This window comes from Luethyella okanaganae (assembly GCF_042660285.1).
Classification (GTDB): Bacteria; Actinomycetota; Actinomycetes; order Actinomycetales; family Microbacteriaceae; genus Luethyella; species Luethyella okanaganae.
Map to the genome: position 1 here is coordinate 1,325,986 of NZ_JBHSTP010000001.1, position 22,415 is coordinate 1,348,400.

A 22,415-nucleotide genomic window follows, 5' to 3' on the forward strand; every position below is an offset into this window, starting at 1 on the left:
GTGGTTGAAGCGAAGACATCAGAGCCGCTCGCACGAGCGGGTGCGAGGAGCACATGGGGCGTTCTGGCGGTCGTGACCGGCGCACTGTTCCTGGAAGGCATCGATATCGCGATGCTCAACATCGCTGTGCCCAGCATCGCCGCCGACATCGGCCTCGCCACCGGTTCGGCGCACTGGGTGATCAGCGCCTACGTACTCGCCTACGCCGGCTTCATGATCCTCGGAGGCCGCGTCGCCGACCTCATGGGACGACGCCGGGTCTTCCTCATCGCGCTCACGGTGTTCGTCGTCTTCTCAGCCCTCGGCGGACTCGCACAGGAGGCGTGGGTGCTGGTCCTGGTGCGCTTCATCACCGGCGCCACCGCCGGGTTCATGACCCCGGCCGGCTTCAGCCTGCTGACCACCAGCTTCCCCGAAGGCCCACGACGCAACAAGGCGCTGGCGATCTACGGGGCGATCGGCGCCTCCGGGTTCCTCCTCGGCGTGGTCGCCGGCGGACTCCTCACCTCCCTCGGTTGGCAGTGGGTGTTCTTCGCCCCGGCACTCATCGGCGCGATCTTCCTGGCCGCAGGATGGGCCTTCGTCCCGCGTACCGCTTCAGTCGCTCACGCGAGCGCACGGTCCGGACGGTTCGATCTCGGCGGGGCAGCCACTCTCACCATCGCCATGGTCGCGCTCGTCTACGGTATCGTCACGGTCGGCGAGAACCCGGGCGACGCCATCGGAATCGTCGCTTTCACGCTGGCAGCGGCGTTGTTCGTCGCATTCTTCATCATCGAGCGCCGAGTCGCTGAACCGTTGATCCCCTCCGGAGTGCTCACGCAGGGATTGCTGCCGTGGGCCAGCGCGGTCGGGCTGCTGTTCATCGGAGCGTTCTTCGCCTGGCAGTTTCTGCTGACCCTGTTCCTGCAGCAATATCTGGGCTGGGGTCCTCTCCAGACCGGTCTGGCCTTCGCAGCGATGGGAGTGGAACTGATCATCGCTCCGCTCCTCACACCCAGGCTCGTGAACCGATTCGGCAATGTCCCGGTCATGATCGCAGGCTTGTTCGCCGTGGCTCTCGCCTTCCTCCTGACCCCGCGCGTGGACGGGTCCTCGGGCTTCTTCGACCTTCTGCCATCGCTGCTGTTGCTCGGCGTCGCCTTCGCCTTCATCTACGGCCCGCTGGCCGCCGCCGCTGTTGAAGGTGTGGACGAGTCCCGGCACGGGGTCGCAGGTGGCGTCGTCTACACCGGCTTCCAATTCGGTGCAGCCCTCGGAGTTTCACTCGTCACTATCGTCCTAGTCGGGAGCGGCCACGACGCAGCCATGCTGGGCGACTACCAACGCGCACTGATCGTCCCCGCCATCGCCGCCGCGCTGGCCCTGCTCCTCGGGCTCGTCACGCTGGCTCGTCAACGTCTCATCTCCGCCCAGGAAGCCAGCTGAGGCACGGCCGTTCTCCTCTGCGAAACTCGCGAGACGGCAAGCATCTGACCTGAACTTCTTCCAGACAACGAGGCTTCTCTCGGTGAGCTGTTCGGGTTCGGCGGTCTATGCGATCATGTGGGCATGACATCGATCCAGCGCCTCCGCCCCCAGGGGCTCGTCTCCAGCCCGGCCTTCAGCCATGTCGCCATCGTGCCGCCCGGCGCGACCACCATCTACGTCGGGGGTCAGAACGCCGTCGATGCCGACGGCTCGATTGTGGGCGAAGGCGACGTGGCCCTGCAGTCCGCCCGCGCCCTGGAGAACGCGAAGACCGCACTCGCCGCGGCCGGCGCGACCCTCGGAGACGTCGTGCACTGGACGGTGCTCTTCGTCGACGGCGTCGACCTCGCGGCGGGGTACGGGGCGATCGCGCTGGAGCTCGCGTCCGATGAACCGGCCCTAGTGACCGGGGCGCGTGTCGCCGGGCTGGGCATGCCCGGCGCGCTCGTCGAAATCAGCGCGGTCGCCGCCGTGCTGCGATGAAGGTCAGACCGTCGGCCGAACGCCGGGGGCGTTGATGCCGTCATACATCGCGTTGCTGCGCGGGATCGATGTGGGCGGCAAGAACCTGTGCGCACCTAACACTCAGACGGCGGATGCTCGCCGCCACCCCGCGGCGCGGCAAAGGAAACAAGGTCACAACAACGCGGGTGGGGTGCTGCTATTCGTGAAAGCTGCGCCGGTATCGGCTCGGTGAGGTGCCAAGGGATGCTCGGAAATGGTCGCGAAGCGTGAAGGCGCTTCCGAAACCAGCCTGTTCGGCGACCTGGTCGATCGAGAGTCGGGTGGTCTCGAGCAGCGTTCTGGCGAGATCGATTCGCTGCCGGGTGAGCCACTCCCCGACGCTCAGCCCGACTTCCGAGCGGAATCGTCGGGTGAACGTGCGACGGCTCATAGTGGCATGCTCCGCCAGCGCGGCGACAGGCAGCGGCCGCCCGAGATGCCGGAGTGCCCACGCCCTGGTCGCCGACGTGCTCGCATCATCCGCAATGGGCACCGGCCTCTCCACATACTGCGCCTGTCCCCCGTCGCGCCAGGGCGGGATGACGCAACGCCTGGCGACGTCGTTCGCGATCCGACTGCCATGATCGGTGCGGATCAACTGCAGGCACAGGTCGACTCCGGCCGCAGCGCCCGCCGATGTGAAGATCCGTCCGCTCTGCACATAGAGCACGTCGACTTCCACGTCGACCGCAGGGAACGCGGCCCGGAAGTGCTCCGTTCGATTCCAGTGAGTGGTGGCACGATGCCCGTCGAGCAAACCCGCCGCCGCAAGCGCATACGAGGCCAGGCAGATCGAGGCGAGACGCGCAGACGATGGAACCAGGGCGAGTGCCGCAGCGAGTTCCTTCGAAAGCCGCTCCGGCCCGGTGATGTCTGCATGGTGTTCCGCTGCGGGAATGATGACGGTATCCGCTGTCCCAAGAATGGATGCGTCATGGGCCACGACAATGGTGAAGTCCGACGCCGTACGAACCGGCCGTCCGTCCGGCGAGCAGGTCATCACCTCGTACAGTGGCTGCCCCTTCTCGTCGAACGCCGAGCCGAACAGTCGCGTTGCGATGCTCAATTCGAAGGGCAGCACCCCTTCGGATGCGAGAACGACGATCCGATGCATGGCCCGATCCTCTCATATATTGTCCATCAGGCCACTCGCAGCGACGCCACAACCGGACGAATCTGGATTTATGACAAAGCACACCATGCAGGCACTCACCCAGGATATTCTCGGCGGCCCGGAGGTCCTTTCGCTGACCGAGCAGACGCGACCGGATCCTGGACCGTCCGAGGTACTCGTCAGGGTTCGCGCGACGGGTCTGAGCCCGGCCGACTGGGTGCACCGTCGCGTCCCCGGCTTCCTCGGGGACGGGCCGAAAGTGCTCGGCTGGGACGTGTCGGGCATCATCGAAGAGGTCGGCCTCGGCGTCACCATCCACAAACCCGGTGACGAGGTCTTCGGGATGCTCCCCTACCCCCACGGGCACGGAGCCGCCGCCGAATTCGTCGTCTCTCCCGCACGGCACCTCACCCCCAAACCGGCGAACATCGATCACGAGGCTGCCGCAGCCGTGCCGCTGGCAGCACTGACAGCCTGGCAGGCGCTCGTCGATACCGCGGATGTGCGACCGGGGCAGCGGGTCCTCATCCACTCCGCCGCCGGCGGGGTCGGCCATCTCGCCGTGCAGATCGCGAAGGCCCGTGGCGCCTACGTGATCGGCACGGCGAGCGCGTCGAATCACGAGTTGGTCCGATCGCTTGGCGCGGACGAGGTCATCGACTACACGCGCGACGACTTCTCGACGATCGCGCACGATATCGACGCCGTTCTCGACACGATCGGCGGCGACTACATCCCACGATCTTTGAGAACTCTCCGGCCTGGCGGCGGAGTCATCGTCTCGATCGCCCTCAACAAGGCGACCGACCACCGAGCCGAAGCCTCAGCGATCGGTGCCCGCCACGAACTGATGCTCGTCGAAGGCGACCAGGCGGGCATGCAAGCGATCGCGGCTCTGATCCGTGCGGGATCCCTTCGGCCCGCGATCGCCGCCACCTACCCCTTGCAGCACGCCGACCGCGCCCACGAACTCGGCGAGACTGGCCACGTCGCAGGAAAGATCGTCCTCACCGTGTGACGGGTCAGGTCAACGGTGTCGACGGAGATCTGTCCCCGTGACCAGCTACGACGGTGCGCAGCAGGCAGTTATACCCTTCTCCATCGCCCGCCGACATGATGCGCCCCGCTCCGGTCTCGGGATAGCTCATCCATCGGTTGTCGTCTCTCCTCGGGTTCGAGCAGAAGGTGCGGGGCGGCTCCTGGTGCCAGTCGGGTTCACGTCTGTACACGGATGAGGGTCTGCTGCCCGGCCGCTATCAGCGCCTTGTTTCTGGCGGTGTGGGCGTAGACGTCGAGACGGCAGACAGTGAGCGTGCGCCCCTGTTTGAGCACGATGCCGACCGCCTCGAGCTCATCCCGGTCACAGGGGCGGGCAGGGTGATCGTGTACTCCACGGTCGGCACATCGAGAGTGGTGCTGGTGGATGGGTCGTCGACGGTCACATTCTGAGGCGTTTCGATGCTGTTCGCCCTCACCGCCGGCATCAACGGTCATCGAGCAGAACTGACAGCTTGGCTGACTCGTTGAGATGGGGTCGTCGACGGAATCGTGCCGGGTTCAGATAAACACGTGGTCAAGCTCCCATTCGACCACGTGCTTTCGTTGCTTCTCTGCGCGACAAGCATCTCGCCCAAACCTCACAGCGGTCAGATTATCCGCTACGTTCCGGCGTTATATTTCTGGAGGTTGTGCACTTACAAATACAGGGTGCCTCAACTTCAGATAAGCGTGGACTCATGGGGGGTGTGGTTGGCAGAGTTGAGTCATCGAAGGGGAGTAGTTCCCACCTCCCGCATCAGGTGCGGGTGACGCGGTACGTCGACATACTGGCGGTCACAGAGACCAGCCCGGCGTGCCACCCGATGGATTTCGGGCGAACGAGACCTTCGGCCATCACCCTTGGCCGAGGCTCCGCAACGCGTTCTTCCGGTCAGGACAAGACCGAAGGACACACCATGCCAGCTCCGCTGCTTCGGCGCATCATCCTCTGCCTTGCGATCGCCTCACCTGCGGTGATCTTCCGCATCACCGGTTTCGCCCCGAACCCGGTTGTCGATCTGTTCGTCTTCGGCGGAGCCGTCGTGGCAGCGTCGTTCCTGCTCGCCTGGGCGGCGGAGGCAGCACAGAAGGACATCTCGGGCGCCCTCGCGATCGCGATCCTCGCCCTCATTGCCGTACTTCCCGAGTACGCGGTCGATCTGTACTACGCGTTCCGGTCCGGGTTCGATGCCTCGTATGAGCAGTTCGCGGCGGCGAACATGACCGGGTCGAACCGTCTTCTTCTCGGCTTCGGTTGGCCACTCGTGGTTATGGTCGCGCTCATCGTCGCGCGTCAGGCGGCAGTGCGCAACAACACGGCGAAGCCGACATTCCTGCAACTCCCCGGAACGAGCCGGCTGGACATTGGGTTCCTCGCGATTCTCGCCGTGGTCGCGTTTGCGATCCCACTCATCGGGATGATTCCGATCTGGTTCGGCATCCTCCTGATCCTCGTCTTCGTCGCCTACCTGTGGCGAGCGAGTCGAGTCCACGACGACGGGGAGAAGGAGTTCGTCGGCATGGCCGCGCACATCGCGAACCTGCCTCAACGAGCCCGGCGCATCACCGTTGCGGGGATGTTCGTCGTGGCGGCCGCGATCATCCTGGCGTCCGCCGAACCCTTCGCAACCGCGCTCGTCGACTCGGGAAGCGCGCTCGGCATCGACAGCTACTTCCTCGTGCAATGGTTGGCACCGCTGGCATCTGAAGCGCCGGAGTTCATCGTGGCCGTTCTCTTCGCCCTGCGCGGGATGGGGGCAGCGGCGATCGGAACGCTCATCGCCTCGAAGATCAACCAGTGGAGTCTCCTTGTCGGCTCACTCCCCGTCGCCCATTTCTTCGGTGGCGGCGGAACCGACCTCGCGCTCGATGCCCGTCAGGTCGAGGAGTTCGTCCTCACTGCGAGCCAAACGGTCATGGGCGTCGCGATCATCGTCGCACTCCGGTTCCATCGAACCGCAGCGATCGGGCTCGCCGCACTGTTCGCGATCCAGTTCCTCGTCACCGACACCACCGGACGCTACATCCTCAGCGCGATTCAGATCGGCGTCGCGATCGTCGCCATTGTCATCCACCGGAAAGACATCCTGCCGACACTGGCAGCACCCTTCCGGAGGGCAACCATCCCGGAATTGGACCAGGAGCTTGCGAGTTCAAGACGCTGACGAAGCCGACCCGAAACGCCCGACCAAGACCGACAAACCGACGACGACAAGGATGAATCCATGAAATGCCCCACAGACGGCACGCAGCTCGTCATAAGCGAGCGAAGCGGCATCGAAATCGACTACTGCACCGATTGCCGCGGCATCTGGCTCAACCGCGGCGAACTGGACAAGATCATCGACCGCTCAACCGGTCCGATCGGAGGTCACAAGGACTACCACGACGGCGGGCGCTCTGATACCCGGCGTGATGGTCAGCAGCCCGCCCGGCGTCGCAGCGGCCCGGAGAGCTGGCTTGGCGACCTCTTCGGTTGAACACTCGGCAGAATTGCTCAGCCTCGACCGTCCTGTGGTTCGAGACTCATCCACATTGCGTCGGCGGCGACCATCGGCAACTCCAGAACCACACTGTCCGATTGGTCATCATTCGACGCCGAAATCGAGAGCGACCCAGCCGCCTCAAACCTGAACCGGACCTGCAGATTCGTTCCGACCCTGATGCCTCGCTCGTCAAGGTATCGCAACAGCTCGGGTTCCCGATCCGAGATCCGAACGATCGTCCCGAATCGCTCGGGCTCCACGTCGCTGACTCGCCGCGCCGAGGATCGCTCCACCGTTCCATCCGACCTGGGGATCGCGTCGCCGTGAGGGTCGCGATCGGGCCGGCCGAGCACCTCATCGATCCGATCGAGCACACGATCGGAGACAGCGTGCTCAAGGAGGTCAGCTTCTTCATGCACCTCATCCCACGCGAATCCCAAACGCTGCACCAGGTAGGTCTCGATCAGCCGGTGCCGACGCACCACCTCGATGGCGATCGCGCGCCCAGTGTCGCTCAGGTCGATCCGTCCATAGGGCTCGTACTCGATCAGCCGGTCCCGAGCGAGTTTCTTCAAATTCCCCGAAACCGACGAGGCCGTGACCCCCAGAGTCGCAGCAATCTCGTTCGTCGCAATCGGCCGATCCGACCACTCCCGCGCCTTCCAGATCACCTGAAGGTAGTCCTCCGCCATAGTGCTGATCTGTGGACGAGGCATAGCCCAATCTTAACGAGAAGAGCTGGACCCAGCCATCTCCATCAGCCCAGTCCAACCCGGCTCTCGTCGACGGGAGCCAGTCAAGGGATCTGACAAATTCATGGCGGCGCGATCCCTTGCTCCGGATAGCGGACATGCATGAAGTGCACACTGTCCAGATTGTTCGCTGTACCACTCCGGAGATCTGATGGCTCAGATCGCGCTCTTCCACTCCGTGCTCGAGGTGCGGCCCGGAATCCTGGACGCCCCCACCCGACTCCCCCAGCTCTTGATGGCCGCCCTCGACGGGACGTCGACGCCGTGCGGCGGGTTCTGCTCGATGTCGCAGGGGCACCCTCGGTAGCGAGGTGAAGACCCGCGCAAACCTCAGCACGAGTCCTCACGATAACGAGTCCTCGGCTAAAGCACTCGATCCTCTGCTGGCACGAACGAGGGGTCAGAAGGCGGTTAGCCCGGCTTCGGCGACGGAGTGGTCCTGCTCGCCCGAGCCTCCGCTGACACCCACCGCGCCCACCACAACTCCGTCGCGGACGAGAGGGATGCCGCCGGCGAAGATCGCGACCTTGCCCCCGTTCGTGGTGTGGATGCCGAAGAACTGCTGGGTCGGCTGTGAATTGTCGCCGAGATCCTTGGTGGAGATGTCGAAGGCCTTCGAGGTCCAGGCCTTGCTGATCGAGATGTTGACGCTCCCGATCCACGCGCCGTCCTGGCGAACGTGTGCGACGAGGTTGCCGCCGGAGTCGACGACCGCGATGTTCATCGGCTGGCCGATTTCGTCGGCCTTTTTCTCTGCGGCGGCGATGACACGGCGGGCATCCTCGAGGGTGACATTGGACATGCTTGTGCTCCTTAGGTGTTCGCTGAACTCGTAATCGAGATCAGGGTCAGGCGGCGATGTAGCCGTTGGGGTTGAGGACGTACTTGGTGGCAGCGCCCGCATCGAACTCGGCATAGCCCTGCGGGGCGTCGTCCAGCGTGATCGCTTTCGCGTTGACCGCGGCGGCGATGTGCACCTTGTCGTGCAGGATCGCCATCATGAGCCGACGGTTGTAGCGCATGACCGGACACTGTCCGGTCATGAACGACAGCGACTTCGCCCACCCGGTGCCGAGACTGATCGACAGCGACCCGACCTTGGCGGCATCGTCGACGGCACCCGGATCCCCGGTGACGTACAGACCCGGGATGCCGATCGCCCCGCCTGCGGCGGTCACGCCCATCAGCGAGTTGAGCACCGTGGCGGGTGCCTCCTTCGCCTGTGCGCCGTGTCCTTCGCTGCGCGCCTCGAAGCCGACGGCGTCGACCGCGGCGTCGACCTCCGGCGCGCCCAAGATCTGCTCAAGCTGGTCGGGCACCGAGCCCTCGCCGACGTTCACGGTCTCGCACCCAAAGCTGCGCGCCTGCTCCAGGCGGTCCTCGTTGAGGTCGCCGACGATCACGACGGCTGCTCCGAGCAGCTGCGCACCGGCGGCCGCGGCAAGACCCACAGGTCCGGCGCCGGCGATGTACACGGTCGAGCCGACGCCCACGCCGGCGGTGACGGCTCCGTGGAAGCCGGTGGGGAAGATGTCGGACAGCATCGCGAGGTCGAGGATCTTCTCCAACGCCTGGTCGCGGTCCGGGAACTTCAGCAGATTCCAGTCAGCGTATGGCACGAGCACGTACTCGGCCTGACCGCCGACCCACCCACCCATGTCGACGTAGCCATACGCGCTGCCGGGCCGATCGGGATTGACGTTCAGACAGATGCCGGTCTTGCCCTCCTTGCAGTTGCGGCACCGGCCGCAGGCGATGTTGAAAGGCACCGAGACGATATCGCCGACCTCGATGAACTCGACGTCCGGACCCACCTCAACGACCTCGCCGGTGATCTCGTGACCGAGCACCAATCCGGCGGGTGCGGTAGTGCGGCCCCGTACCATGTGCTGGTCGGATCCGCAGATGTTCGTGGCCACGGTGCGCAGGATCGCCCCGTGCAGGATCTTCCGACCGATGTTGGCGGGGTTTACGCCGGGGCCGTCATGCAGCTCGAAGTCAGGGTAGTTCGTGTCGATCACCTTCACGACACCGGGCCCCTCGTAGGCGACCGCTCTATTTCCAGACATCCTCTGTCCTTCCTCTCGGAGCGACTCGTGCTCGCTCTCTTCGAGCTTGATCGTTCCGTTCGTGTAGTGCGATCCCTCCTCGGAGTCGTTCCCCCTACCCGAACGGGTAGGAAGCCATAGGCTGGATGCATGAGCCCACCGACGGCAAACTCGGTTCAGGATGATGTCGCCTACACCGACGCTGCCCGCGGCGTAGACACCCTTCGCGGGCTGGCTGAAGTACTCACCGCACCGCCCACCCTCATTCCGCAGCGACTGTCGACCTTCCTCGCTCCGCTGATCTCGCATTCCGCCCTCGTCTTCCTCGTAGCTGACGCCGCGGGAGCGCAGCGAGAGGGCGCGGGAGCGGACTCGTTCGTCGATGGAGTCTCCTTCCTCGCGCTGGACGAACTGCGACGGATGCTCGGACCGGGGCACACACGGCGAGGCTCGATTCAGACCGCATCCGGAGATGTCGACGCGTTCCAGGCGTTGTCGACCAACGGCGCCCTGCTGGTCCTCGCTGAAGCGGGCGGTGAGCACAGCGATGCGGCGGTGCTGGAGCTTTGGAACATCGTGGCCCTGCGGGTCCAGGAACTGGCCGATACCGCGCCCCCCGACTATCTGCAACGCGCGCGCGCGACGACGAGCGTGCGCATGGAGGCGCTGACCGAATTGGCCGACGAGTACTCCACGACGCTCGAATCCGTCCTTGCCGTGCTGCGGTCCTCGACCCTGGACGACCGCGCGGCGCGGCGAACGGCGACTCAGACCGCCGCCGAAGGGATGGTCCATCTGCGTACCGCGAGCGATCGCGTCCGCACCTTCACTGAGGAGCCCGTCACGACTGCGTTCGAGCGCCTCCGCGACGACCTGCGGCCGCTCGTGCGCTACCGCGACATCGATGTCCAGTTCGTCGAGCCGCCGATCGACGGACGCGCGCTGCCCAGCGAGATCGCGCACGGTGCGCGTGCGGTCGTACGCGGCTTGATCCTCGCCCTGGTCGACCGGCACGATGTCAGCCGTGTACGCGTGCAATGGGATTGCGACGGGACGAACCTGCTGATCAACGTTCGTGATGACGGACCCGGTGACCTCTCCGACGAGAGCGTGCAGCTTCGCCTCGTGCGTCAGCGCGTGGTCGCCCTCAACGGCAGGCTCTCACGCGAGGCCACTCCGGGATGGGGAACAGAGATGTCGGTGGCGATGCCCCTGGATCCGCCCACTGCTTCCGCCGTTGCACCGTCGGAATGGGATCTCGGCCCGCGCGAGGCCGAGGTGCTGGGGCTGCTGATCGCGGGGCAGCGCAATCGCGAGATCGCGACCAACCTGAGCATCAGTGAGAACACGGTCAAATTCCACGTCGCAAAGATCTTCCGCAAACTGGGCGTCAGGTCGCGCGCCGAAGCGACCGCGTTCGTCCTGGCGCACCGGCCGGGCGCCGCCCGCCCCTGAGGCGACGGCTCCGCGGTTTCTGCCCGACATGGAACGGCACATCTGGGTAACAACGACGGGCGTGATCGATGAACGCTGGCACAGGATCGACACCCTCGACGTCGTAGCCCTACGCATGGAGCCAGGCCGTCCAGTGTCCCGGCCCGCACCCGACAAACGGGCAACCGAGCAACGGGTATGGACGCCGAGGAAAGACAGCGAGCCTCGTCCCTGTACGAGAGCGGGATAACGCTCGCGCAGATCGCTCATCATTTGGGCATTGGCGATGACATGGTACGTCAGGCGGTGCTGGATGAGGGCGGTCGGATTCGATCGCGAGGCCCTCGTCCTCAGTTGAGTAAGTGAGTAAGTAGGGCTCCTGTTTCGGATCGGTGGCGTGCATTGCGGCCATGACTTGCGCGGGGCACGCCTATTCGGGTTGCGTGCTGTCGGTCTCCGCGAGGTCGGGGTGAGGGGGTGCTTGGTCGAAGCGGAGGATCTCGAAGGCCTTCCAGACTCTCCGCGCGTAAAGGAGCGTGATGATGAGTCCGGGGAACGTGGCGAGAGTCCATAGTCCCAGTAGTAGGTTCAGGGCACTGAAGACGGTGACGAACAGGGGTGAGTTATCAACGTCCAGGCTGGAGGAGACCATGTGCGGCCAGGCTCCATTAAGGATGAGACCGGAGAGAGCCCAGGTGACGAGCGCCCACCACCGGAAGCCTTTCTTCGGGACAGCCCGGCCGAGTCTTTTGAGGAGCACGTACTTCTGTACCCACTCGATACAGGTTACGATCCCAGCAAGAGCTGCGAGAACGAAAATCGCCCAAACGCCTGCGAGAAACATCCAATCGAACGTCGCGAAAGAGATGTCAAGCGCGAAGAAGATTACGAGCGCGAGCATCAGTAGCAGAAGGGGTGCGCCAGCAAGCATCCAAAGTCTGTCGCTAAGACTCATCGCCGGGTTGCGGATCCATCGGTAGATGTTCAAGAGAACATAGCCGATGAAGACAGCCATTAGTGCCGCGCCGATCCACCTGCCCACGCCCTCGGTCATGTCAATGCTCTGCGTCCAACGGGCAAGGTGACGTTGCCACTCAGCTAAGACGCCGGAGAGGCTCAGAATCATCACGATGAGCAGGACGAGCATGAGAACGACAGCGCTAAAAATGCCACGTAACGTCCACTGACGAGTCTCGCCGAATCGAGCTACCAGGATCGCTTTGTATAGCCCTAGGACAGCTACGACGATGCCGGCGATGGTAAAAACAAGAGCGATATTGCCGACCAGGCTTAGCCAGTCGAACGGAGAATCCTTCGGTGTCGTGGCACGAGTGATCGCCGCCCACAACAGTCCGACCACGACGCCGATCAACGCGAGGACTCCACCGTGCTTCTGCAATCGCTTCCCGAGGAAGGGTAAAGCCCGTGGGAAGAACCACATGAAACCGACAAACGCGAACCGCGCCTGACAGAGGAAGTTGCCGGCCACCCAAAGATAGCTCGCAAGTCGGATGCTCGACACGTTGGCGACAAGGCGGACCTGCCGTCTCACCGCAGTCATCTCGAGCTTGTCTCGAAGAGCAGTCAGCTCAGTATCAAGCTCGGCCCGATCTGAGGCGTTAGTCAACACCAAGACGACATCGAGGACAGAGCTTGCCAGCCCGTCGTCGCCGGAGGCACTGATGTCAGGGCCACTCATACGATCCGCGGCGATGAGATCCGATTGTGAACGTGGCCCAAGGCCGGCAAAGCGACGTTCGATCTCGCGAAGCGCAGCAGCGCGAGCCGTTACATCCCAACTACGTGGATAGACAACCGATGCCCCGAGGAGCAATAGCAGCAGCAACGTGGTCAGCGTCAACGCAACAAGCGGGAAAAAGAGCCAGTCTGATAAGTCCACACGCGCATCATAAATGGGAACGCCGACGGCGCAGAGGGCTGCGGCGCTGCGGCGCGGAGGCGACGGTAGTTCTTCGCCGTAGTCATCAATGGTGTCGTTTCCAGTACAAGATCCAGAACATCCAGTACAAAGACGGCTAAAGTCCACCGCGCAACGCCCGATGATGAGATCCAGGGCGCGCCGATGGGCCGGGCGGCGTCCGAAGCCTTCTCGATGCTCCAGCAACTCGGCAACGTCTTCGATATCGCGCGATCGTCGGGCGCCCCTTGCGCGCTCATCCTCGCGCTGTCCAAGAACCGCTCGCCTCGATACCCAACGAGCGAGCAGAACGCCAGCAGCATCCACGGCAAAAGATAGGCCGCCTCCCAGTCGCAATGAGAACGCTGGAGCCGGGGACGCGGCCAAGCTGTTCGCGGAATGCCGTACCCACCGGGACTGTCTGATTAGCAATGAAGATGTTCTGACAGCTTCGGCTGGGGCTGACCTGCTGTTTAACTGGCACGGCGCGTGCTGTTGTCCTGACACCGACGCCCTGGCCGGGGTTCGCCGACTCGCTATGCCGCATCTGCAACCAAGCATTCTTCGACCGCAGCAACATCTACGAGATCGAGGAGGCAGACACCTCGCTGCCGACCATGGTGAGCCCTTCGACGCGCTGTTCGATCGGGCTTTGCACGCCGATGCGCCGGCTTACGACGCAGCGGTGCAGCAGGGAAAGGGTGCCAAACTCGCTGATATCGAAGGTTGAACATCCAACATTTGTGGACCTCCGTGGGAGCTTCTCAAACCCCCGGAAGCCGCTCGGATCGCTGATCTCCCGTGTTCTACGGGGATCGTCGGTGCATCGGGCGCGTACGCGCGGCGCTCGGATCACCGATCAGCGCGGTCCAGTCCGCGGAGATTCGCGTCAGTCTCAAACCCGTTTGAGCGTCTCCAATCGGGGCGAATTGGTCGCCGAGTACGCCGCTGGGGTACCGGTGAGGCAACTGGCAACACGGTTCAACGTGCACCGGGGCACAGTACGCGAGATCGCTCGGCAGGCGGGGTTGGCCGCACGCCGACCGGAGTTGTCCGACGTGATCCGCCAGGACGCCGCCCGGCTCTACGCCGCCGGTATGACTCTGGCGCAGGTCGCCACGCAGCTCGGGATCGAATCCGGTCACCTCCGCCCGCTATCACCCATCCTCGCCCGCACACAGACCCGTTCATCGTCCAGTCGGGCCGCTCGCGTATGAGCGCATGAAGGTCATCGCAGCTCGAGACGACTCGCCAGTCCTGTTCAGCGAGCTCGGCCAGGAGCCGGTCAAGGCCGGTAACGTGATCGCGCTGGCCGCGAACACGCCGTGCGGCAGTAAGCCCGAAGGGCACATCACAATGATAACGGTCTATCACGATACCGACTATGTGCTGGATCAAGCGCGGTGCCAGTACGCCGGGCTCATCCGCCGTCGACACACTTCTGAAAGGAGACGACGATGCATACGGCAACCCAGCCACGTAAGCCCCCGATGATGCAACCTTTCACGAACTGGAACCCCGTGGGGTCTGGGAGACCGTAAGAACTGTTCAGGATCCCACTCGCCAAGGACTTGACCCTCAGCGAAGAGTCACTCGAACAGATACGGGCGCGGAGAAGCCGGAGCGGGCGCGGAGAAGCCGGAGCGGGCTCGTCGGACGGCTTGGCTGCTCGGTCGAGTCTACGGAGGCGCACCTACGCGGGCCGAGTGCCTGAGAGATCGCAGCGCTTGGTCTCAGATCTCAGGTCCGCGAGCACCTCGTGAAGTTCTACAATCCGACGTTCGGCGTCCGCGATGAGATAGTCGGTCAGCCGCTGCCAGTCCTCCGGTGTCGGCTCATCAGGGACGCCCTCAAGCACCTCGGCGATCTCTTGGACTGACAACCCGACGCGTTGGGCCACTCTGGCCACACGAACCACGCAGGGCACCCATGCCTGGTACCGGCGCTGGTTACCGGAGGTGCGTTGTGACTCGATGAGCCCTCGCCGCTCATAGAACCGGATCGCCGAGGTTGCGGTTCCGCTGAGTTCGGCGACCTCACCGACGGTGAGCAACTCGGAGGCACGGGTGATAGTGAGGGCCACGCATCCAGCATGACTTGACTTCAACTAATGTTCAAGTCTTAGCGTCGACTACATGAGACAAAAGTACCCACCCGATAGCAGCCGCGACGACCCCGCGCGGATAGCTGACGCCTCCCGCACTGCCCACCCCCTGCGCAGGAGGTTGGCATGAACACGCGCCAGCGTCTGGCTTTGACAACACTGCTGCTGCCTGTAGTCATCGTGTCGATGGATCTCACGGTGCTGTACCTCGCGGTGCCTGCACTCAGCGAAGACCTGCGTCCGACCGGTTCGCAGCTGCTGTGGATCATGGACGTCTACGGGTTCGTCCTTGCGGCGCTGCTGATTCCAGCGGGCAGGATCGGCGATCGCATCGGTCGCCGCCGCCTCCTCGTGGTCGGAGCAGTGTTGTTCGGGCTTGCCTCGGTGGCTGCGGCGTTCTCGACGTCGGCCGAGTGGCTGATCTTCGCCCGAGCCACGATGGGCGTCGGCGGCGCCACCCTCATGCCGTCAACCCTCGCGCTGATCAGGACGACGTTCACCGATGAGCGGCAGCGCGCCCGAGCAATCGGCCTGTGGACGGCGGCGTTCGCTGCGGGCGGCGCGCTGGGGCCGGTGGTTGCGGGTGGACTTCTGGCGTTCTTCCCCTGGGGTTCAGCATTCATCATCAACGCCCCCGCCGTGGTTCTCCTGCTGGTCGGGTTACGACTGTGGGTATCGGAGTCTCGCGCCGACACAACAGCACCGTTGCCCCTTGTCGGCGCTCTGATCGGTCTCACCCTCGTCCTCTCGGCCATGGCGTTGCTGAAGCAGTCCACCTCCGGTGTCTGGGGCATGATCGAGTGGCTACTGCTAGCCGTCACGCTCGCCGCCGGTGCCGGGTTCTTGTGGCACCAGCGCCGTGCACGGCACCCGTTAATCGACCGCGAGCTGATCCGCGTGCCCGGTGTTCGGCTCGGACTGCTGGTCGTCGCGGTCGGGATGTTCGCTCTCACCGGCCCGAGTATGTCTCTGGCCCAGTACCTGCAACTCGTGCTCGGACTCTCGCCGCTGCTGGCGTCGCTAGCGATGATCCCGATGGCCGTTTTCGGCATCGGCGGCGCGATTCTGGCGAGCATCCTCATCGCTCAGCTGTCGAAACCGCGCGTCATCGTCCTCGGGCTGGTCGCCGCCAGTATCGGTCTGTTCGGCATCGCACTAGCCACCCCCACGCAGTCACTCGTACTCGTACTATCCGGCGGGGTCGTGCTGAGCATCGGCGTCACCGCATTCCTCTCCCTCGCTACCGACCTCACAGTCGCCGCAGCGCCTTCCGACCACGCAGGCTCAACCTCGGCATTGTCGGAGACAGGCTCCGAACTCGGCGCTGCACTGAGCATCGCCATACTCGGATCCGCCGCGTCAGTCGTCTACCGCAGCACACTTTCGTTGCCGTTAGGTCTCGACGCCGCCGATGCCGAGCAGGCGGGGCAGTCCCTCCACAATGCCGTCGCGACCGCAGACACACTGCCCACAGAGATGAGCGGCACGCTACTTGAGGCGGCTCAGTCCGCATTCAACGCCGGACAATCGGCCATAACCACGGGGGCCGCATTCCTGCTCCTTGCGCTTGCTTGCGTCGTGATGGCCACCACCAGGGGCCGAGTGCCCAGCAACGAGGCTGACGTGGATACTGCCGATCTCACGGTTCCCCTTGCCCGGCAATGCTCGGTGACGGTGGAGGTACCCGAGCGTGACGACAACGGCCGGGCGCTGATACCCATGCAGGCAAAGCCACCCCGCGTCGCGTTCCGAAGAACGCGAACGGCCGCTATGAGGCTGTTCCAGTTCCAGCGCGGCCGGTTGGATGGCTGGCTCTGATCCCGTTGACGACGACGTTGAGCGCAGTGTGCAGGGCGGTGCCGAGTTCAGGCCTAGGCTCAGACAATTCCAGCCACCGAGTGATCGCGCCGATGCAGGCGTCAAACAGCGCTAGCGCGGCAGCGCGTGCATCGAGGTGTGCCTCGAACTCGCCGGCGGCCTGGCCCGACTCGATCACAGTGCAGAACACATCGGCCACCGCGGCGCCTTTCCCGTACGCGTCGGACATCCGTCGCCACGCATCGAGCATTGCGCGTGCCTCGTGCGCGTCGCCCTCATAGATGCGGGACAAGGCGTCGGTGACGCGAATTAGTCTGGCGACGGCGCGTCCCTGGGTGTCCGCGACCTCGTCGAGCAGAGCGAAAAGCCACGCCCGGCGACGGTCGAAGTAGGCGACCAAGAGCTGCTGCTTCTCGCCGAAGTGGTTGAAGATCGTGGCTCGCGCGACATCCGCACGCGCCGCAATGTCGTCCATCGTGGCGGCATCGAAGCCTTGTTCGGCAAAGCATGCGGCTGCCGCATCGACGATCCGCTCGCGCATCTCGACCTGACGGCGCTCACGCCGGCCAAGCAGTACATCATTATTAGACTCTGAGTCTAAGATCATACTCTGAGTCTAACTACGATGGAGGCAGCCGTGAAACAGCACAAATCAACCACGACTCGATACGACTCGCGAGTCCTTCGGTACGCAGCCTTCACCGACCGGCCTGACGGAGGCAACCCGGCCGGTGTCGTTCTTGACGCATCGGGCGCCGACGGGGATCAGATGCTCCAGATCGCCCAGGCCGTCGGGTATTCCGAAACGGCATTCCTGACAGTGCGAAGCGGCACCCCGAGTGACTACGACGTGCGCTACTTCAGCCCCGAGGCCGAGGTCCCGTTCTGTGGCCACGCGACGATCGCCAGCGCTGTCGCACTCGCCGAGCTCGACGGCACCGGCGAGCTCACATTCCACACCGCCGCCGGCACGGTGCCCGTATCCACACACACAGACTCCACCGGGCGGATCACCGCCTCGTTACGTAGCGTCACCCCCCGAGTGGAGCCCGTAAGCGCCGGGGATCTCGACGAGGCGCTCGCTGCGCTCGGTTGGCGGCACACGGAACTTGATCAAAAGCTGCCACCGAGGTTCGCATCAGCCGGCGCTCGCCACCTGATCATCGCCGCACGCACGAGAGGTCGTCTGGCGGAGCTGGACTACGACTTCGAGCGCCTGAAAGCGTTCATGCTGGAGCGCGATCTCACGACGATCGACCTCGTTTGGCGCGAACACGACCTCCTTTACCACGCACGAAACCCGTTTCCGGTCGGGGGCGTGTACGAAGATCCAGCCACCGGTGCTGCCGCAGCCGCCTTCGGCGCGTACCTGCGTGAACTCGATCTGGTCCGGCCACCGGTCACCGTCGCGATACACCAAGGAGACGACATGGGCCGCCCTAGCAAGATCCTCGTCGACATCACAGCCAACCACCGGGCAATCACCGTCAGCGGAACCGCGATCGCGATCAGTGATCCCGACTAAACGGACCTACCTCCAGAGCACGGCACAGCGTTGGTGGACGTCAGCTGAGGCTTCGGCCAGTCCCAGACTCCCGGCCGCTAGCTATGGAAGAGGTTTGAGGAATCGCGTGCCGGGCCGGCGGGTTCTCGCCTTTTCGTGCAGATCGGATCAGGGTGATCACTGCCTCGTTGAGCCCGGCCTCGAACTCAGCCATGCACGGTGGCTGGCTCAGTGCATTCCGCGGCCGACCCCTTCCCAGGTTCGCGCCTCGGAGAGGTGGTTGCTCAGCTTGGTCTTGATGGCGTCGACGGCGTCATCGCCGAGGGCCAGACGCAGCGGAGGGCTGCCGCTCGTGACGGCGTCGATGATCGCGGCTGCCGCCTTGTCGGGGTGGCCCAGCAGTGCCGGGTCCATGGACGCAAACGCCTGCGCCGCCCGCCCGACGCTGTCCGCATAGTCCGGCAGTGCGGGAGGTGTCACGTGAAGAGCGCCGCCGAATCCTGTGCCGAAGTCGCCTGGTTCAACGATGGTCACCCCGATCCCGAGGTGCGCCACCTCTTGAGAAAGCACCTCGGCGAAGCCCTCCACAGCGAACTTTGTCGCCGCGTACGACGCCAGCCCTGGGGCAGCCGGCGCGATACCGGCCAAGGAGGAGAACTGCACCAGGTGCCCACGATGTTGCTTCCTCAGGATCGGAAGCACTGCCCGGATCACGTTCAAGGAACCGAAGACGTTGACCTCGAACAGATCCCGCACCTCGGTGTCCGGTGTCTCCTCCAACGAGCCGAACGAGCCTCGCCCGGCGCTGTTGACGACAACATCCAGGCCACCGAACTGTGCCACCGCCTGGTCGACCCCGCGCCGCACCTCTTCCGGGCGAGTGACGTCGAGCTGCGGAAAGCACACACGCTCCTGCCCGGCCTCTCGCAGCGCGACAACCACCGGGTCCTCGACCGACCGGACGGCCGCCGCGACCCGGCCGCCACGTGCGAGCACCGCCCTGCTCAGTGCCAGTCCGAATCCGGAACCCGCTCCCGTGATGAACCACACCTGGTCACTGACTGCCTCGGTCATGAAAACCTCCTCCAACGTTTCGATACTGATCGATCAGTATCGTAATTGATAGAGTAGTCGTCATGCACACGGATGAAAACCCGCGGACCGGACGGCCGCGCAGCGAACGGGCGCGCCGCGCCGTGCTCCAAGCAGCTCGTGAGCTCTTGACGGACGAGGGGCTACCCGGGCTCACTGTCGACGAGATCGCCGCCCACGCCGGAGTCAGCAAGAACACGATCTACCGATGGTGGCCCAACAAGGCAGCGGTCCTGATGGACGCCTTCACCGAAGCGACCAGTGACAAACTCGCGGCCCCCGCCACCGGCACGGCCATCCAGCGATTCCGCACCCAAGTGCACCGTGTAGCGGAACTCATGAACGAGCCCGCCGCACGCAGGCCCTTCATCGCGCTCGTCGCAGCAAGCCAGCACGACCTCGAGCTCGCGACTGCGCTGCGAGACCGATTTGTCGCCGATCGACGAGCTGCCGCCACGAGGCTCCTCGAGCAAGTAGCCCGAGAGCAGCCGCACCGGCAAAACGTCGAACCCGGGATCCTGATCGACCTCGTCTACGGAGCGCTCTACTACCGGCTGCTGATCACCGGCGAGCACCTCGACGCCGCGTACGTCGATCACCTCCTCGACGCAACGCTCGGCCACGGCACCGATGGTTGACGATCACGGACAGGTCCCGGCACCGCTGTCATCAAATCCGCCCCTGTCCATGGACTGCGCCCGCCGCCGACAAAGCCGCGAACAGGTGCTCTCGTCAATATCGACGCTGGCACTTGCCGGGTCGGTTGGGCCGGCCGCGGCCATGCATGCCGCTCCGAGTCTTCCGCGAATGCGCTGGTGTCACATCATGCGAGTGCCTTTGGCGGCGGTGTTGAAGGTTCGGCGATAGTTGTCGGGCGTGGTGTCGAGGAGTTGGCGGAAGTGTCGCCGGAGCGCGACGCTCGTGCCGAATCCGCAGCGGGCAGCGACGTGTTCGATTGCGAGGTCGGTGGTCTCAAGGAGTAGCTGTGCTCGTCGGACGCGTTGGCTATTGAGCCAGTCGAGAGGGTTCGTGCCGACCCGGGCATGGAAGTGCCGGTTGAGGGTGCGCACGCTCAGTTGTGCCCGTCCGGCGAGTTGCTCGATCGTGGTTGGTTGATCGAGACGGTGGAGGGCCCAGTCCATCGCGTTCCCGAGGGTGTCGTGGGACAGGCGTGGTTCTGACGGGTCCGTGTATTGTCCTTGGCCGCCTTCGCGGTGCGGCGGGGCGACAAGGCGTCGGGCCACTTGGTTGGCGATCTGGGCGCCGTAGTCCTGTCGGACGATGTGGAGGCAGAGGTCGGTGCCCGCGGATTTGCCGGCCGAGGTCAGGACTCGTCCTTGGTCGAGGTAGAGCGCTGTCGCGTCGACGTCGATGTCGGGGTAGCGCTCGGCGAGGGTGGTCGCGTGGAGCCAGTGGGTCGCGGCCCGGCGTCCGCTGAGCAGGCCGGCCGCGGCGAGGACGAAGGCTCCTGTGCAGATCGACACGATGCGCGCACCGTGCTGGTAGGCCTCCCGCACGGCGTCCACGAGATCGGCTGGCGGGTTGAGTGCCTCGTCGTGGCAGGCCGGGACGATCACGGTGTCGGCGTGGAGCAGATCCTCGTAGGTGTAGGGCGTCGATGCGGTGAACCAGGCGTCGACGCGCGCGCCTGCCGGTGCACAGACCTTCAACTCGTACCAGTCGTCGGTGGTGAGGCAGGATCGGTCGGTGCCGAAAACGGCGCAGGGCGCCGCGAGCTCGAAGATCGGTACTCCATCACTGAGTGCGAGAGCGACACTATGCGCCATGACCGAAATCATACATTACCTGTCTTATCGGTCACTGTTGCTTGCACTCACAGGCCCGAACACTGGAACACATGACGAACGCGGCAGTGCGCCCGGCAAGATCCGTGAGATCCACCGCCCGGACCTGGTGGCGTCCAGCGGTGGCGCTGACCGCCATCGGCTGGGGCGCCAACCAGTTCGCCCCCTTGATCGTGCTGTACCAGCGAGACGGCGTCGCATCGTCGGCGACGGGTCTGATGTTCGCCCTCTACGCCGTCGGCCTGATCCCTGCGTTGCTCGTCGGCGGACGCTGGTCGGATCGGGCGGGACGGCGCGGTGTCGTGCAGGCCGCCTTGTCGGTCTCGATCGTGGCGACGGCGGCGTTGATGCTCGGGTCGGTCCAGACGTGGTTCCTCTATCCCGGACGGCTTCTCGCAGGTGTCAGCAGCGGCCTCGCGTTCGGTGCGGGCGCCGCGTGGATTCGTGAACTGTCCGCATCGCACGGTCTGGCCCAGACAGGGCCGCGGCGATCGACCGTTGCCATGACGGTCGGTTTCGGCGGCGGGCCGTTGGTAGCCGGGCTCATCGCGCAGTGGGCGGCCCAGCCCGCGATCACCGCCTACCTGCCACAGCTGATTGTGACGGTATGCGCCCTGATCGCCGTGCACTCGGCCCCCGACGAGCGCGCACGAGTCGATCAGAGGCTCCCGGCTCCGCAGGCGACGTCGAGGCCCTTGAGCCGCTACCTGATGGTGGTGATGCTGCCATTCGCGCCGTGGGTGTTCGGCACGGCGACGATCGCCCTGGCCTACCTCCCCGCTCAGGTCGCCGACTCCGCCGGTGGAGCCGGGCTGATGTTCGCTGCGGTCACCACAGCCCTCCCCGCATTCGCGGGAGTGCTCATCCAGCCCCTCGCGGCACGCCTCGCCGTCTTGGGGAGCAGACGCCTGCTCCTGTCATCGATGACCGGCGTCGTCGTCAGCCTTGCCATAGCCGCGTGGGCCGCAGCCGCCGCGTCTCTCCTGGCGGTCCTGTTCGCCTCGCTCGTCCTGGGCGCCGCGTACGGGCTCGCCCAGTTCACCGGTCTGACCGAAGTGCAACGCGTAGCCGACCCGGCTCGGCTCGGGACCGCCACCGCCATCTATCAGTCATTCAGCTACCTGGGCTTCGCACTACCCATGGCACTGACCCTCGCGCAATCCGCCCTCGGCTGGCAGCCCGCGCAGGCACTGCTGCTCGTGCTCGCGGTCGCAGCCGGCTCCACCGCCTGGCTGCTGGGCGCCACCTCCACCCGCACAAAGAACCCGGAGCCTCGCGGCCATCGCGGCACCCTTGGCGACGGCAGCGAGCAGCCGTGTTGACAGACG

22 protein-coding genes are annotated in these 22,415 nt (G+C 64.8%); 13 read left to right on the forward strand and 9 right to left on the reverse strand.

Going from position 1 to position 22,415, the window contains the following annotated elements; genetic code table 11:
• Nucleotides 1–1,428 carry an MFS transporter gene (locus tag ACFQB0_RS06255; protein ID WP_386728883.1) on the forward strand — a complete coding sequence of 476 codons (1,428 nt, stop codon included), beginning with the start codon at nt 1–3 and terminating at the stop codon, nt 1,426–1,428.
• Nucleotides 1,429–1,551: 123 nt separating this feature from the next.
• Nucleotides 1,552–1,953 (forward strand): RidA family protein, encoded by a 402-nt coding sequence (locus ACFQB0_RS06260; protein ID WP_386728886.1) that lies wholly within the window; start codon nt 1,552–1,554, stop codon nt 1,951–1,953.
• 178 nt (nt 1,954–2,131) lie between these two features.
• On the opposite strand, the gene ACFQB0_RS06265 is transcribed toward ACFQB0_RS06260, so the two are convergent.
• Nucleotides 2,132–3,088, reverse strand: a complete 957-nt coding sequence (locus ACFQB0_RS06265; protein ID WP_386728888.1) for a GlxA family transcriptional regulator — start codon at nt 3,086–3,088, stop codon at nt 2,132–2,134.
• A gap of 70 nt (nt 3,089–3,158) precedes the next feature.
• Between ACFQB0_RS06265 and ACFQB0_RS06270 the strand changes: the two genes are divergently transcribed.
• From ACFQB0_RS06270 to ACFQB0_RS06285, 4 genes are all read left to right on the forward strand, one after another.
• Complete coding sequence (locus ACFQB0_RS06270) at nt 3,159–4,106, forward strand: NADP-dependent oxidoreductase (protein ID WP_386728891.1); 948 nt, start codon at nt 3,159–3,161, stop codon at nt 4,104–4,106.
• A 137-nt stretch (nt 4,107–4,243) separates the two neighbouring features.
• On the forward strand, nt 4,244–4,537 hold the full coding sequence (locus tag ACFQB0_RS06275; protein WP_386728894.1) for a hypothetical protein: 294 nt from the start codon (nt 4,244–4,246) through the stop codon (nt 4,535–4,537).
• Nucleotides 4,538–5,043: 506 nt separating this feature from the next.
• Nucleotides 5,044–6,291 (forward strand): sodium:proton exchanger, encoded by a 1,248-nt coding sequence (locus ACFQB0_RS06280; RefSeq protein ID WP_386728897.1) that lies wholly within the window; start codon nt 5,044–5,046, stop codon nt 6,289–6,291.
• A 60-nt stretch (nt 6,292–6,351) separates the two neighbouring features.
• Nucleotides 6,352–6,606 (forward strand): TFIIB-type zinc ribbon-containing protein, encoded by a 255-nt coding sequence (locus ACFQB0_RS06285; protein ID WP_386728899.1) that lies wholly within the window; start codon nt 6,352–6,354, stop codon nt 6,604–6,606.
• A gap of 17 nt (nt 6,607–6,623) precedes the next feature.
• Here the strand turns inward: ACFQB0_RS06285 and ACFQB0_RS06290 are convergent, their stop codons facing one another.
• Nucleotides 6,624–7,328, reverse strand: a complete 705-nt coding sequence (locus ACFQB0_RS06290) for a metal-dependent transcriptional regulator (RefSeq protein WP_386728901.1) — start codon at nt 7,326–7,328, stop codon at nt 6,624–6,626.
• Between the two features lie 187 nt (nt 7,329–7,515).
• Between ACFQB0_RS06290 and ACFQB0_RS06295 the strand changes: the two genes are divergently transcribed.
• The gene (locus ACFQB0_RS06295; RefSeq protein ID WP_386728902.1) at nt 7,516–7,671 is read left to right on the forward strand and encodes a hypothetical protein; all 156 of its coding nucleotides are present in this window, start codon (nt 7,516–7,518) and stop codon (nt 7,669–7,671) included.
• Between the two features lie 93 nt (nt 7,672–7,764).
• On the opposite strand, the gene ACFQB0_RS06300 is transcribed toward ACFQB0_RS06295, so the two are convergent.
• On the reverse strand, nt 7,765–8,166 hold the full coding sequence (locus ACFQB0_RS06300) for a GlcG/HbpS family heme-binding protein (RefSeq protein ID WP_386728905.1): 402 nt from the start codon (nt 8,164–8,166) through the stop codon (nt 7,765–7,767).
• Between the two features lie 46 nt (nt 8,167–8,212).
• Entirely contained in the window at nt 8,213–9,433 is a 1,221-nt protein-coding gene (fdhA, locus tag ACFQB0_RS06305) for a formaldehyde dehydrogenase, glutathione-independent (RefSeq protein WP_386728907.1), read from the reverse strand.
• A 129-nt stretch (nt 9,434–9,562) separates the two neighbouring features.
• On the opposite strand from fdhA, the gene ACFQB0_RS06310 reads away from it, so the two are divergent.
• Nucleotides 9,563–10,867, forward strand: a complete 1,305-nt coding sequence (locus ACFQB0_RS06310; RefSeq protein WP_386728909.1) for a LuxR C-terminal-related transcriptional regulator — start codon at nt 9,563–9,565, stop codon at nt 10,865–10,867.
• Between the two features lie 409 nt (nt 10,868–11,276).
• Here the strand turns inward: ACFQB0_RS06310 and ACFQB0_RS06315 are convergent, their stop codons facing one another.
• Entirely contained in the window at nt 11,277–13,091 is a 1,815-nt protein-coding gene (locus ACFQB0_RS06315; protein WP_386728912.1) for a hypothetical protein, read from the reverse strand.
• 578 nt (nt 13,092–13,669) lie between these two features.
• Between ACFQB0_RS06315 and ACFQB0_RS06320 the strand changes: the two genes are divergently transcribed.
• Complete coding sequence (locus ACFQB0_RS06320) at nt 13,670–13,981, forward strand: helix-turn-helix domain-containing protein (protein WP_386728914.1); 312 nt, start codon at nt 13,670–13,672, stop codon at nt 13,979–13,981.
• Nucleotides 13,982–14,457: 476 nt separating this feature from the next.
• Here the strand turns inward: ACFQB0_RS06320 and ACFQB0_RS06325 are convergent, their stop codons facing one another.
• Nucleotides 14,458–14,847 carry a MerR family DNA-binding transcriptional regulator gene (locus ACFQB0_RS06325; RefSeq protein ID WP_386728917.1) on the reverse strand — a complete coding sequence of 130 codons (390 nt, stop codon included), beginning with the start codon at nt 14,845–14,847 and terminating at the stop codon, nt 14,458–14,460.
• A gap of 147 nt (nt 14,848–14,994) precedes the next feature.
• Here ACFQB0_RS06325 and ACFQB0_RS06330 point away from each other — a divergent pair, with 147 nt between their 5' ends.
• Nucleotides 14,995–16,686 carry an MFS transporter gene (locus ACFQB0_RS06330; RefSeq protein WP_386728919.1) on the forward strand — a complete coding sequence of 564 codons (1,692 nt, stop codon included), beginning with the start codon at nt 14,995–14,997 and terminating at the stop codon, nt 16,684–16,686.
• Here ACFQB0_RS06330 and ACFQB0_RS06335 read toward each other — a convergent pair.
• The gene (locus tag ACFQB0_RS06335) at nt 16,637–17,293 is read right to left on the reverse strand and encodes a TetR/AcrR family transcriptional regulator (RefSeq protein ID WP_386728922.1); all 657 of its coding nucleotides are present in this window, start codon (nt 17,291–17,293) and stop codon (nt 16,637–16,639) included. The two genes, ACFQB0_RS06330 and ACFQB0_RS06335, sit on opposite strands and share 50 nt — an antisense overlap.
• A gap of 30 nt (nt 17,294–17,323) precedes the next feature.
• Between ACFQB0_RS06335 and ACFQB0_RS06340 the strand changes: the two genes are divergently transcribed.
• Nucleotides 17,324–18,211 (forward strand): PhzF family phenazine biosynthesis protein, encoded by an 888-nt coding sequence (locus ACFQB0_RS06340; RefSeq protein WP_386728924.1) that lies wholly within the window; start codon nt 17,324–17,326, stop codon nt 18,209–18,211.
• A gap of 207 nt (nt 18,212–18,418) precedes the next feature.
• On the opposite strand, the gene ACFQB0_RS06345 is transcribed toward ACFQB0_RS06340, so the two are convergent.
• Nucleotides 18,419–19,264 (reverse strand): SDR family NAD(P)-dependent oxidoreductase, encoded by an 846-nt coding sequence (locus tag ACFQB0_RS06345; RefSeq protein WP_386728927.1) that lies wholly within the window; start codon nt 19,262–19,264, stop codon nt 18,419–18,421.
• 62 nt (nt 19,265–19,326) lie between these two features.
• Between ACFQB0_RS06345 and ACFQB0_RS06350 the strand changes: the two genes are divergently transcribed.
• Nucleotides 19,327–19,920: a TetR/AcrR family transcriptional regulator gene (locus tag ACFQB0_RS06350; RefSeq protein ID WP_386728929.1), complete on the forward strand. Its 594-nt coding sequence runs from the start codon at nt 19,327–19,329 to the stop codon at nt 19,918–19,920.
• A gap of 180 nt (nt 19,921–20,100) precedes the next feature.
• On the opposite strand, the gene ACFQB0_RS06355 is transcribed toward ACFQB0_RS06350, so the two are convergent.
• Nucleotides 20,101–21,069, reverse strand: coding sequence for a GlxA family transcriptional regulator (locus ACFQB0_RS06355; protein ID WP_386728932.1), 969 nt, complete (start codon nt 21,067–21,069; stop codon nt 20,101–20,103).
• Nucleotides 21,070–21,140: 71 nt separating this feature from the next.
• Between ACFQB0_RS06355 and ACFQB0_RS06360 the strand changes: the two genes are divergently transcribed.
• Nucleotides 21,141–22,409, forward strand: coding sequence for an MFS transporter (locus ACFQB0_RS06360; RefSeq protein ID WP_386728935.1), 1,269 nt, complete (start codon nt 21,141–21,143; stop codon nt 22,407–22,409).
• Nucleotides 22,410–22,415: the final 6 nt, after the last annotated feature.